Source organism: Brevinema andersonii, from assembly GCF_900112165.1.
Classification (GTDB): Bacteria; Spirochaetota; Brevinematia; order Brevinematales; family Brevinemataceae; genus Brevinema; species Brevinema andersonii.
This window is the reverse complement of the sequence record NZ_FOKY01000001.1, coordinates 367,818-380,357: the sequence shown is the minus strand read 5'-3', so window position 1 is coordinate 380,357 and position 12,540 is coordinate 367,818. Positions and strand designations below refer to the sequence as shown.

Genomic DNA, 12,540 nt, shown 5'->3' with positions numbered 1-12,540 from the left:
ATCTTGAAAATATATTATTTTTATTAATATAAATGTTTCAATCTTATTTTTAAATAGGATATTATTTTAATTCGTAGAAAGCTTAATTAAAATCTTTATAATTTAGTAAAATATAAACTATTGCTTTCCCACAACATATGATATATTATCAAAGTTTCTAGTGAATTACTTTAATATTCTTGCAATTTTTTAATAGCAATAACCATTTATAACAAAACCCCTCCTAAAATAGGAAGGGTTTTGTTATTGCCTTTTGAAAAGAGCTGGTAAATCTAACTTAACACTATTTGTCTGTTCAACCATAAACTGACCAACAGTCCACTTTCCGTGATAAACTTTCGGAGTCGAACCCGATAAATGCAGCAAAATATCAGAACCTCTCTGATTTACAGTATAAGTACCTTGATCAGATAATTTCATCGCTTGACCTTCTTCAATCGACTCCTCAAAAGAATTATTTTTCAGTACCAGTGTGTGAGTTTTAAGAACAGGCACCTCTGCACCAGTATCAACATTTGACCACTTCCAAAGCCCTTGCATATCAATTGCTTCAGGAGCTACCTGTGAACATGCTGCACCCGTCGCCGCAAGACTTAAAGGAAGAAGCAATTTATATTTCATAAAAGCCTCCTTAACAAAGAGGTGAGATTCCGTTCTTTGTTATTTTATTCTAACTTCGGAGCACAATCGGCATAAACTTGAATTCTATGAGTTTTTTTTTAATTTTTTTTACTTAGGCTTCATTACCGGGAACAGAATCACATCACGAATAGAAGATTTATCAGCAAAAAGCATCACAAGACGATCAATACCAATACCAATTCCTCCCGTAGGTGGCAAACCTTGCTCGAGGGCTTCGATAAAATCTTCATCCACATTCATCGCTTCGAGATCACCCTCAAATTTGCGGTGTGCCTGAGCTTCAAAAACTCTATACTGTTCTAGTGGGTTGTTAAGCTCAGAAAATCCATTACTCAGCTCCATCCCAAACACATAAGCTTCAAAACGTTCCGCCAGTTCAGGATGAGAGGCTTTACGTTTTGAAAGTGGCGAAATTGCTGCAGGATAATCGTAAACAATCGTCGGATCAATAAGATCCGGCTCTACAAGCTCGTCAAAAAGACACGCAGCAATATCCCAATATTCCGTTACACCGTCAAGTTCCACTCCATATTGCACAGCAGCACCTCTCAAAGCTCCAACGTCAGCTAAAGTAATAAGATCAACACCCTTTTCCCGAAGCGCTTCCATATAGGAAATTTCATGCCATTTCCCGATATCTACCTGACGGCCTTGGTACTCTATTAGAGTAGCATTTTTCAACTCCTGTCCCAAATGACACATAATTTTTACAAACAAATCCGCCATACCACGCCAATTCGTATATGCTTCGTAAATTTCCACCATCGTAAACTCAGGATTATGCTTCGTATCAATACCTTCGTTTCGGAAATTCCGGTTGACTTCAAATATTTTATGCATTCCACCTACTACCAGCCGTTTGAGATACAGCTCAGGCGCAATACGCAGATACAATTCCATGTCCAAAGCATTATGATGCGTAACAAATGGACGAGCCATAGCACCACCAGCGACAGGATGCATCATAGGTGTTTCAACTTCAAGAAAGCCCTCTTTATGTAAAAAATCACGCAATTCAAACACAAGATTCGAACGGAGGATAAAATCATCTTTCACGCTAGGGTTTGCAATCAAATCGAGATAACGTTTCCGATAACGGGTCTCGACGTCTTCGAGGCCGTGGAATTTTTCTGGCAAAGGCCTTAAAGCCTTTGCCAGCAGGTTGAATGCTTGTACTTTCAGTGTAGGTTCCCCGTGTTTTGTGAAAAACATTTCTCCGCTTGCCGACACAATATCACCTAAATCAAGCAGCTTATAACACTCAAAGAGGTTGTCACCTAGAACATCTTGGCGGAAATACAATTGAATTGTGCCTTGTTCATCCTTAAGTGTAATAAATCCGGCTTTTCCGAAATCCCTCTTGAGAATAATACGCCCTGCAATTACACCCTCAACCGATTCTTCGGAATTTTCTTGAAACAACGCGATCAACTCTGCCGAGTAAAAATTCCTAGCAATTTCCGGCTGCGAGGGAAATGGATCAACTCCTTTTTTCTTCCAAGTATCAAGCTTTTGCAGGCGAATATTGCGCTCATCCGAACTGTTTTCCGTATGGTTCATCATAAAATTCCTTTTATTTTTGCTTATTATACTAAAATTTAACATTTTTCTCAAGAGTTTTTATATTTTCTTGACTTTTTGAAAATTCCCAGTTACAATAAGTCAGACTATCTCTTTATATTTATATCTTACAATTGATCAACTCAAGTTATTTTGAACCACTAAAGATAATCTGTAAATATCCTCAAGGAGTTTTGGATTCATTCTTTAGTGGTTTTGCCTGGCAAGATAATAATCGGTAGAAAAAGAGATAGTCAAGAACTCCAGCTCCGTGAGGCCAATTTTTTAATAAAAAACTATGAAATACCTAAGTTTACCACTATTGTTATTCATCAGTTGCAATAGAACGTCACCTGAAAATACCTTAATCATTCCCAGCTTTTCTCAAGAAAAACAGCTCAAAAGTTACACTTATTCTTTATCAAAAACCAATCCCTATCATGCAGCACTGGTTTTATGTCATCACAGTAACATCTTAGAAAATTCGACAAGCCTTCAATTCGATTTAGTTTCGTATCTTAGAGAAAGCGGCTGCTTTAAGAAAGCAATTCATATCGGCACAAACATTATGGACAAAAAATCTAGTCTTAAACAAAAAGCAAAATTAAATTTTAATATTGGAGAATCTTTTGCCGGTCTTAATGATTACGATTCAGCAAAAATTTTCTTTGAAAAGTCACTTAAATCAAAAAATTACTACTATTATTACGGTTACGCACAGACAGCTCGTCAGGCTGAAGATTTCCGCACCGCACACGAAATGTATAGAAAAGCATTCCATTCAACGAAAGGTAAAAAACACTTTATCAACCAGTCATTCGCGCATTTTTTGGTAGAAGAAGCTATCAAAATTCATAAGAAAGACCCGCAAAAAGCTAAACAAAATCCAGAAACCGTATTAAATACGCCCAAGCTTTCTATAAATCCAGTGAAGGTAAGAGCTGAAATTCTCTATAAACAATGGAGATTTAATTAAATCGAGCACCCGCTTCGATTAAGGCCTCGACCGCATCTTCATGACCCTGCTCAAACGCATAATTGAGAGCATGTTTTCCATTTTTATCACGAATCTGCAAATTAATAGCTTTCGACTCCAAAAGAGCTGTTACACTTTCGATGCTCCCTTTTTGGGATGCAATCATTAATGCTGTCAAACCCTGATCAGTCTGGGCATTGACATCTACACCCAAACTTAAAAGATATTTGATAACCTCCGGCCTATCGCCTGATGCAGCAGACATCAACGCCGTATTCCCAGCAAGACGCCCACCTGTGGTTGCATTTATATCGGCACCATAACTGACCAACATTTCAGCATTTTGGACCGGCCCGTTATGTGCAGCCACCATCAGCGCCGTAATTCCTGTAATTCCATCACGTTCCGCTGTCAGGTTAACACCAGCGCCCATATCTAACAAAAACTTCATCACCAAAAAATGGCGAGTCCCTGCCGCACACATCAAAGCTGTAGCTCCATTTGTTACGTTAGGAAAGGCACGCGCATTAACGTCAGCATTTCTGGTAATTTGTTTTTTGACGGTATCCAGATCGCCAGTACGAGCAGCAACCATTAATAATGCCGTTGCTTCGGGATTGAAATCGCTAGAAGATTCTACAGAAATCGGAATTAAATTGGTTTGTTCAATGGTTACAGTTCCTTCAGTAGTTATTACTTCTTGAGCTGGAGGATCTTCAGTATAAGCCTTTAATGAAGAAAGCATCAAAACACCTAATATAATCCAATTCATAATATACCTCCGATTTTTTTTAATTATAAAAAATTTTCTGCTTGAAGTCAACCGTTTTTTGTCCGGAATGGCACACGTTTAATTTTGCCTCGGAACGGACCAATATACGAAATAGCAACACTATACAAAATATAATCGGTACAAGGCAGGAGACCATCTGCCAAGTTGGTATAACTATTGTTCGAACCCTGGCTGAATGATCCTCCGTAAGCTGTCAAACCCTCGAAGCTTTCGAGATTGATATTGGTGAAATCTGAAAGCTTCGGTTCAGGAGCGTCCACCTGATAAACCCGCCAGTAAATCGCCGCTGCTGAATCTACTTCAAACACAGCCCGAACTACTGTTCTGCCAACATGATAAAGCTTGGGTGTACCATTAATCCATGAAGCTTGTTTGTAGTTAAGCTCCTGACGCATTACGGTAATAGACATACCAACCACGATAACTAACAGGATATAGATAAAAATGGTCCATTTCTTCATTTTTCTGCCCCTTTTGTTGACAAAAATTATGCAGATATTATATTATATATAAAGAAAGAAAAATTAGGAAACATTTTGAACGGGGAAAAAACAAAAATCTTTCACCTTTCCGAACAGTCAAAAAAAAGCGCTTTATATTTACTGCTTTTTTTATGGCTATCTTTGACCGTGCATATGTATATTTTTTGGCTGATGAGCTTATCACCTCATCTTCGGAGCTTAATTGATTTTGAAAAAATCCCGCGCCAGGCCGTACAGAACGTTATTCTTGAAACACGCACAGAAACTCCTACAATAGATGAAAATGCATCGATTTCTGACAAAAACAATGTCAATAGTAGTCTTAATTTCGACTCTACAAAAGAAAAAACTTATAATTATGCACCTCAAAATCAAGCTGCCGACTTGGGACAAGACGGTAATGATTCGGGAATTCCTCAAGAAAAGGCCTCATTAAAAGGAAAAAATCAGCTCGAAGCAGGTGAATCAGCCAGTAAAAAACCAACTGCTCAGTCGCAAAAACAAGCCGGAGGAGGCACCACTGCACCGTTACTGTTTGATGTCAGCAAACCTCCTCTGGTTAACCTATACAACAATGGTCGTATCAGTGTTGCTACTGAAGCAAAAGAATATGCATCCTATTTCATTGATATGCAGAAAAAAATTGAAAAATATCACCGAGAATTTTTTCCTATTTACCAGTATTATCAAGGTCTGCTAAAAGACGGCGTTGTCATTGTCGAATACACGATAGGCCGGGATGGATCGGTGCAGGATGCGCGAATTGTATCATCATTTGGATCAGATACAGTAGACAATGCAAGTTTGAATTCTATTATATTTGCTCGAAATTTCGGTCCTCTACCCGAAGAGCTTGCTAAGGAAGAAGAAGTTAAAATTCGTTTTCATTTTATTTATCTTGCCCGTTGAAAAGTTGACAAACATCAGAAAACATGTTATAATATTTCGTATTTTTATTGAAGGAGCAGATCATGGGCGTACCCAAAAAGAAAATGTCTAAATGCCATGCTCGCATCCGAAGAGCTAACAGCTATTACAAAATGGAAGCCCCTAATCTCACCAAATGCGATCATTGCGGAGCATCTAAATTACCGCATCGTGTCTGTAGTTCGTGTGGAACTTATAAGGGCCGAAAAGTATTCGCAGGTATAGAAGAGGTTTAAGGTTTCAAATCATTTTCTTATTTTACGGGCGCGGAACGCCCGTTTTTTGTGTTTAAAGTTTTTTCTTGCGATATTTCACGTCTTGCTTTATAATATGTTAATTTAAGCAAACGGAGCATTATCATGAGAATAGGTGTAGACATTGCTAGCGGCGAACGGGATCCTTGGTACTTAGTAAAAGGCGCCGTCGAAGGAGCTTTAATGCACCCTCAGGCTGAAATCATAATGATCGGCGACAAAAAACAACTAGCCATTCTTTTGGATGATGTCTGTCAAAAAATAGAACGACCTTCAAATATTTCTATTATGCATGCAGATAACATTATCACCATGAATGACGAGCCTTTATCAGCTGTGCGCACAAAACCTAATTCTAGTGTAGTTGTAGGTCTTACGGCATACAAAAATGGCGAACTGGATGCATTTTTTTCTCCTGGCAATACAGGAGCAATTGTGACAGGAGCAGCCCTGATTTTGAAAAGAGCGCCCGGTATTAAAAAACCAGCACTTGCGACATTTCTAACAAAAGGAATTGGAGGTCATACGTCGATGTTGTTAGACGTTGGGGCCAGCTCAGAAACCACTCCGGAAGATCTTGTAAAATTTGCACTTATGGGCCAGATTTATTATGAACTCATGATGAACGTTCCCGCACCGATTGTTGGGCTACTGAACACAGGTGAAGAAGAATACAAAGGTTCAAAACTTGCACGTGATACTTACAAAAAAATGAAACAGACAAGATTTTTGAATTTCAAAGGTAATATAGAAGGCAAAGAATTATTTAAAGGAAAAGCTCATGTTATTGTTTGCGACGGTTTTGTTGGAAATATTACACTAAAAGTTATCGAAGGCACAGCTTCTGGCTTTTCAACGATGCTTAAAAACGCATTTCGAAACAGTTTTATAACATTGTTTGGTGCCCTGCTAGCAAAACCTGCATTCCAGCGTGTGAAAGACGCACTCGATCCGGAAATTTTTGGAGGGGCACCGCTGCTTGGGGTTAAAGGAATTGTGCTAATCGGACATGGATCATCAGGCAGTCTAGCATTCAAAAATGCAATCGATGCCTGCGTTCGAACCATAGAAAATAATGTCATTCAAGAAATCAATAATAAACTCGAAAAAAATCAGACTTGGCTTGAATCAATAAGTAGAAATTAGGAAAGAATATGGGAATAGGAATTAATAAAATTGGAATCTATGTACCCAAAAATGTTAAAACAAATGAAGATTTATCAAAAATTGTAGATACAACGCATGAATGGATCGTTTCACGCACAGGCATAAAAACACGCTATATTGCGGATCCTGACGAAACAACCTTAGATATGGCTTTAGCAGCCTCACGGAAAGCTCTTGAAAATAGCGATCCTAATAGTATTGATCTCATTGTCTGTTCGACAGTCACTCCAGATTTCCGTTTTCCTTCTATTGCGGCATTGGTTCAGAAGGAATTAAATATCCCAGGAATTCCAGCATTCGACATAGGACCTGCATGCGCTGGATTTATCTATGTTCTTACAGCTGCTGAAGCCTATATCAAAAGCGGATTCGCTCGAAAAGTTTTGTGTATTACAGCAGAAAGGCTCAGTAGCATCATTGATTGGACAGACAGAAATACTTGTGTGCTCTTCGGCGATGCAGCTACAGCATTTGTGGTGGAAGACAGAGGACAACACAAAATTATCAAGACCGTTTTCGGTGGCGATGGGACTTTTGGCGATTTGCTTTATGCAAAAGAAACAAACGGAGAATGCTTTATTCGTATGGATGGCACAGCTGTTTTCAAACAAGCAGTGCGCATTATGGACGAACAAATTCGAAATGTCTGCTCCCAAGCAGGCATCAATCTCAAAGATATTGATCTTCTTGTACCGCATCAGGCCAATCTTAGAATTATACAAGCAGTCGGAGAAAGACTCGGGCTTGAGAAAAAAGCATTTGTTGATGTTGATAAGTATGCCAATACCAGCAGCTGCACCATTCCATTGGCATTAGCTGATGCTGAGACTCAAGGCATCCTCAAAAAAGACATGCTTGTGGCAACAGTTGCTTTAGGTGGTGGTTTTACGTGGGGAGCCAGTTTAATTCGCTGGTAAAAGAGGCTTTATGCGGTTTTTATTTATTTTTTTGGTGGTTCCTGTTTTAGGATTCAGTCAATCTCAGCTTTTTGAAAATTACCTCGAACGCTCAGTTGATTCCCCAGGTAAAATCGGGACTCAAGTGAGTTCGACCCTTACTGGGGTAAAAGGTACACGTCCTAATGATGTTTTTGATTTGAATATCCTATTATATCAGCGCACCAACTATTACATCCCCGATGACGAAGTAATTGGTGTAATTAAGGGACGCTTAACTACAGAATTTGCGTTATCCTCGTTTGACCGCATCGCCGAACTCCAAAAAAATCCGGAAATCAATATATCCAATTATGGAAGCGAATTTATAAAATACTACGAAGAAGTGAGCAATTACACACTTTTTCAGCAGATTTTTGATGAAACGCTCAAAAAAACACTCGAAGAATATACACAAGATCAAAATCAAAACACCAGCGATGAAAATACAAATAGCATAACAGATAACATAGAAGAAAATTACCAAGAATATATTGAATATAATCCTGAAAATTACAATTATACAAGTCTGCACTATATGGAACCAAAAATAGTTGCTGAGCAAATAGAAGTCATGAAAGTCGAAAGTATTCCGGAATTTCCGAGCATAGCAGAAGTATTTGCCAACTCGAAAGCTTCTCTGACAGCTGAAGAGTTACAAATTCTTGCCAACTATGAAGAACTTTACCGGGCATACAGCAATACTATTGTTATCTACAATAAAATTTTGGAAGCACAAGAAGCAGCTTATAATCCACAATTTGATCCTGCAGATCCTAAAGAAACATTTACTATTATGCTCTCTGGTGAAAAAACACGGCATTTTTGGAGCTCGGAAATCAAGCTGGATGGTGAGAAAAATTATCAGTCATTTGATGAGATTGTCTGGTATCTTGGATACGAATTGCCTCTAACCAAAAAAGACCTTCGAGCTCTTGTTGATCTTTTTGAAAACAACGATAGAATAGAATATTATATTAAAGGTTCAGGAGGAGAGCTTCGTTTTCAGTTGAGTGATGGCTTGACTCGGGGATTCAAAATTCTTCTTGATGCATACGCTCGAGGTAAGTTTATCTCGACTCCCGATCCAATAAGCCCTCTGTTTAGGTAGTTTATGAAAAAGATACCACTGATTGTTTTCTTGATGCCTGTTTTGTGGCTTTACAGTCAAGATTCATATGATGCCTATTACCCCCAAGAGTACGAAACCCCGGTTGATGAGGCCATTGAAACCTACAACGAGTATGAAACAGAATATTCTCCAGAAGAGGATGTCGGAACACCCATAGAAATCCAAGCACAGGAACCAAAGCCAGACCTCACAGAAGAAGAACTAAAGAGCATTATACAGACACTCAACAGCAGGCAAGCAGCAACAAATTTAGCACCTCTGATTGAACCTGGGGACCCTAATTTCGACGTAGAAGCAGCATTAAAACGTTTTCACAGCACGCGTACTGAAAGACTAAAAAAAACACTGTACCAACCATATGAGCAATTTTTATATCACAAAGACCAAATAAGTGGCACTGAAATTTTGGGATTTAGGACAAATTTAACAACTTTTTACAATAAGCAAGGGGTTTACCAGTTAAGTGTCTGGTTTAAGAAAACTCGGGAACCTGTAGTAAAACCTGCTTATTGTGCAGTTGGTACATTAAAATTACTGGTTTTTTCAAAAAAACGTTTTGTTTCTTATGACACCGGCGGCCAGATCATCAAAGTTACGTTATTCGGCACCAATAATAGGCAGTCGTTTGTAAAGGATTTTGCCTTTGATTTGAATGCAGCAACATTTTCACATTACGAAAAAGGTATTAGTGTACTTGAGCTCAACAAAACTATTGATGCCGCCGAAGCCAGGACGTTACGAAATCTATTCCGAGGCAATACTTATATGTTGGGACGGGTTGAGGGCCAGTTTGCACGCTACGATTTTGCATTTCGGCAAGATGCGCTTTTTTTCTACCGTACGTTTTTTGAATACGCTTACAACAACCGATATTATCAATAAAGAGGTGCATATGAAAGGATTAAAAGGGAAAAATGCGATTATCACAGGATCAACACGCGGTATTGGACGGGCGATCGCTGAACGCTTGGCTGAAGAAGGGGCAAATATTGTTATTTCTTCATCGAATGCAGCAGCTTCGCCAGAAGTAGCAGAAGAAATCGCAAAAAAATACAACGTCAAAACAATAACTATCCAAACAAATGTAGCAAAATTTGATGAAGTGGAAAATTTAGTTGCCAGCACTAAAGAAATTTTTGGTAGAGTCGATATTTTGGTCAATAATGCAGGTATTACAAGAGACAATTTAATTTTGCGCATGAGTCCGGAAGATTTTGATCTTGTGCTAGATGTGCATGTGAAAGGCGTATTTTATGGTACAAAAGCAGTTTATCCGATCATGATGAAACAGCGTTCAGGCAAAATTATCAATATTAGTTCGGTGATTGGAATCATGGGTAATGCCGGTCAGGCCAATTACGCCGCTGCTAAGGCAGGGATTATCGGACTGACAAAATCCACAGCTAAAGAGCTTGCCGGACGTGGAGTTAATGTCAATGCAATTGCACCGGGTTTTATTGGCACAGACATGACCCATGTACTCCCGGAAGTCGAAAAGAATAAAATTTTAACTGCCATCCCTATGAAACGCATGGGAGAAACCGAAGAAGTTGCGGCGTTGGCAGCGTTTTTAGCGTCGGAAGAAAGCAACTATATTAACGGGCAGGTTATATCGATCTGCGGCGGAATGGTAATGTAAAAAATAAAATACCGGAGGAAATATGAGCATTCGTCGTATAGTTATCACAGGAATGGGGGCGCTAACACCATTAGGAAAAAATGTTGAACAAACATGGGAAAATCTTGCTGCAGGAAAAAGCGGTATTACCAGGATTGATCGTTTTGATGTTTCAGATTTACCGGTACAGGTTGCGGGAGAGATTAAAAATTTCAATGCTGAAGATTTTATGGATAAAAAACTCGCATCACGAATGGATCGCTTTGCTCAGTATGGATTTATTGCAGCATATGAAGCAATTAAACATTCAAAATTAACAGAATATTCCGGTCTCGATAAAAGTAGAGTGGGTGTTTTGATTGGTTCAGGGATCGGCGGATTGCAGTCGCTTTATGAAAATGCACAAAATCATCTCGAACGCGGCTATAAACGTGTATCTCCGCTTTTCGTTCCAATGTCCATTTTAGACATTATTTCAGGCTACGTCGCTATAGAGCATGGATTTATGGGACCAAATTATGCAGTTACTTCAGCATGTGCTACGGGTTCCCATTCGTTAATGACAGCCTTTAATCACATTCGATTAGGTGACGCGGATGCCATAATTGCTGGAGGAGCTGAATGCACTTTAACACCTTTAGGATTATCAGGCTTTATTCAAGCACGTGCTTTGTCAACTCACTTCAACGATACTCCCGAAAAAGCTTCTCGTCCGTTTGACATTGACAGGGATGGTTTTGTGATGTCAGAAGGTGCCGGTATTATGGTGCTGGAAGAGTACGAGCACGCAGTCAAACGTGGAGCTAGTATTTATGGAGAATTCATTGGTTACGGAGCTACGGCAGATGCTCATCATATTACAGCTCCCCATCCAAATGGCGAAGGTGCAGGTTTAGCAATGAAACATGCTCTCAATATGTCCGGACTTAAACCAGAAAATATTGATTTAATCAATACTCATGGGACATCTACTCCATTAGGGGATACGGCTGAGACACAAGCTGTAAAATTTGCATTTGGGGAAGATGCTTATCATGTTAAACTAAATTCCACTAAATCCATGATAGGACATACATTAGGAGCAGCCGGCGCTATTGAAGGCATTGCTGTCCTCAAAATGATGGAGCATAATCTTATTCATCCGACCATTAATCTTGATCATCAGGACCCTGAATGCGATCTTGATTACACACCCAACAAAGCGCAAAAACATGATATTCATATTGCGATGAGCAATTCATTTGGCTTTGGCGGACATAATGTTTCGGTTATTTTCAAAAAAGTCTAGTCTAGACTCAAAACGTATCACAGTTCTTAAAAAACACTGTATGCGTTTCGGGATCAAGGTGAAAAACTTCGAGATGTTAGATCTTGCGTTGACACATATTTCTTACAGCAACGGTGAATCGAACGATTCGTATGAACGTTTAGAATTTTTAGGAGATTCAGTATTCGGGCTTTGCATTGCAAAGATTTTATATGTAAATTTTCCGCAATTTTCCGAAGGCAAGATGTCTGCACTTAAGTCCAATCTTGCGGATGAAAAAACACTTGCTGAAGTTAGCGAAGAACTTAAACTTTTAGATCTGATCAAACTTGGAGGCGGTGAAAAATTAAACGATTATCGGGCACAGCAAAAGGTTCTATGTGACATTTTTGAATCCGTATTGGCAGTAATTTTTTTAGATTCAGGACTTGCAGAATGTGAAAAATTCATATATCGTCTTTTTTTTGAACGTATTTTATTGTTCAAAAACGAAGGTATTCATGATTTTAAAACAAGACTGCAAAAAATCACGGTAAAAGGATTACGTCATTATCCGCAATACACTATAGTTGACACGGAAGGTCCTGATCATGGAAAAATTTTTACGGTGGCAGCAGAAGTAGGTTCTTTCTTCGCTACCGCAAAGGGGCGTTCCAAAAAAGAAGCCGAACAAGGAGCCGCTAAAAAAATTTTAGAACAAATAAAAATATACGCAACGGAAGACCCGCATTCGGCAATAGCTAAGGAATTCAAAGCAACCGAAGACGATTACTCCGTGTAAGAAGGA

General features: G+C 39.0%; 14 protein-coding genes. 10 read left to right on the top strand and 4 right to left on the bottom strand.

The annotated features are described in order from the left end of the window. Positions 1 to 243 precede the first annotated feature (243 nt). Positions 244 to 621, bottom strand: a complete 378-nt coding sequence (locus BM018_RS01890; RefSeq protein ID WP_092317846.1) for a hypothetical protein — start codon at positions 619 to 621, stop codon at positions 244 to 246. A gap of 108 nt (positions 622 to 729) precedes the next feature. Then, entirely contained in the window at positions 730 to 2,205 is a 1,476-nt protein-coding gene (gene lysS / locus BM018_RS01885) for a lysine--tRNA ligase (protein WP_200778550.1), read from the bottom strand. Between the two features lie 295 nt (positions 2,206 to 2,500). Here lysS and BM018_RS01880 point away from each other — a divergent pair, with 295 nt between their 5' ends. Further along, positions 2,501 to 3,178 (top strand): hypothetical protein, encoded by a 678-nt coding sequence (locus BM018_RS01880; protein ID WP_092317842.1) that lies wholly within the window; start codon positions 2,501 to 2,503, stop codon positions 3,176 to 3,178. Here the strand turns inward: BM018_RS01880 and BM018_RS01875 are convergent. Next, positions 3,171 to 3,950 (bottom strand): ankyrin repeat domain-containing protein, encoded by a 780-nt coding sequence (locus BM018_RS01875; RefSeq protein ID WP_092317840.1) that lies wholly within the window; start codon positions 3,948 to 3,950, stop codon positions 3,171 to 3,173. The two genes, BM018_RS01880 and BM018_RS01875, sit on opposite strands and share 8 nt — an antisense overlap. Positions 3,951 to 3,997: 47 nt before the next feature. Then, positions 3,998 to 4,432: a hypothetical protein gene (locus BM018_RS01870; protein ID WP_092317837.1), complete on the bottom strand. Its 435-nt coding sequence runs from the start codon at positions 4,430 to 4,432 to the stop codon at positions 3,998 to 4,000. A gap of 75 nt (positions 4,433 to 4,507) precedes the next feature. Here BM018_RS01870 and BM018_RS01865 point away from each other — a divergent pair, with 75 nt between their 5' ends. The 9 genes from BM018_RS01865 (at position 4,508) to rnc (ending at position 12,534) form a co-directional block, all read left to right on the top strand. Further along, positions 4,508 to 5,362 (top strand): energy transducer TonB family protein, encoded by an 855-nt coding sequence (locus BM018_RS01865; protein WP_092317835.1) that lies wholly within the window; start codon positions 4,508 to 4,510, stop codon positions 5,360 to 5,362. Positions 5,363 to 5,424: 62 nt separating this feature from the next. Then, positions 5,425 to 5,616: a 50S ribosomal protein L32 gene (gene rpmF / locus BM018_RS01860; RefSeq protein WP_092317832.1), complete on the top strand. Its 192-nt coding sequence runs from the start codon at positions 5,425 to 5,427 to the stop codon at positions 5,614 to 5,616. Between the two features lie 123 nt (positions 5,617 to 5,739). Then, the gene (gene plsX / locus BM018_RS01855) at positions 5,740 to 6,780 is read left to right on the top strand and encodes a phosphate acyltransferase PlsX (protein ID WP_092317829.1); all 1,041 of its coding nucleotides are present in this window, start codon (positions 5,740 to 5,742) and stop codon (positions 6,778 to 6,780) included. A gap of 8 nt (positions 6,781 to 6,788) precedes the next feature. After that, positions 6,789 to 7,718, top strand: coding sequence for a beta-ketoacyl-ACP synthase III (locus BM018_RS01850; protein ID WP_092317826.1), 930 nt, complete (start codon positions 6,789 to 6,791; stop codon positions 7,716 to 7,718). Positions 7,719 to 7,728: 10 nt separating this feature from the next. After that, positions 7,729 to 8,847: a hypothetical protein gene (locus BM018_RS01845; RefSeq protein WP_092317823.1), complete on the top strand. Its 1,119-nt coding sequence runs from the start codon at positions 7,729 to 7,731 to the stop codon at positions 8,845 to 8,847. A 3-nt stretch (positions 8,848 to 8,850) separates the two neighbouring features. Then, positions 8,851 to 9,750: a hypothetical protein gene (locus BM018_RS01840; RefSeq protein WP_092317820.1), complete on the top strand. Its 900-nt coding sequence runs from the start codon at positions 8,851 to 8,853 to the stop codon at positions 9,748 to 9,750. Between the two features lie 10 nt (positions 9,751 to 9,760). Further along, positions 9,761 to 10,507: a 3-oxoacyl-[acyl-carrier-protein] reductase gene (gene fabG / locus BM018_RS01835; protein WP_092317817.1), complete on the top strand. Its 747-nt coding sequence runs from the start codon at positions 9,761 to 9,763 to the stop codon at positions 10,505 to 10,507. Between the two features lie 22 nt (positions 10,508 to 10,529). After that, entirely contained in the window at positions 10,530 to 11,774 is a 1,245-nt protein-coding gene (fabF, locus tag BM018_RS01830) for a beta-ketoacyl-ACP synthase II (protein WP_092317814.1), read from the top strand. Further along, positions 11,746 to 12,534 carry a ribonuclease III gene (rnc, locus tag BM018_RS01825; RefSeq protein WP_092317811.1) on the top strand — a complete coding sequence of 263 codons (789 nt, stop codon included), beginning with the start codon at positions 11,746 to 11,748 and terminating at the stop codon, positions 12,532 to 12,534. The genes fabF and rnc overlap by 29 nt, the downstream gene beginning before the upstream one ends. The last annotated feature ends 6 nt before the right edge of the window (positions 12,535 to 12,540 follow it).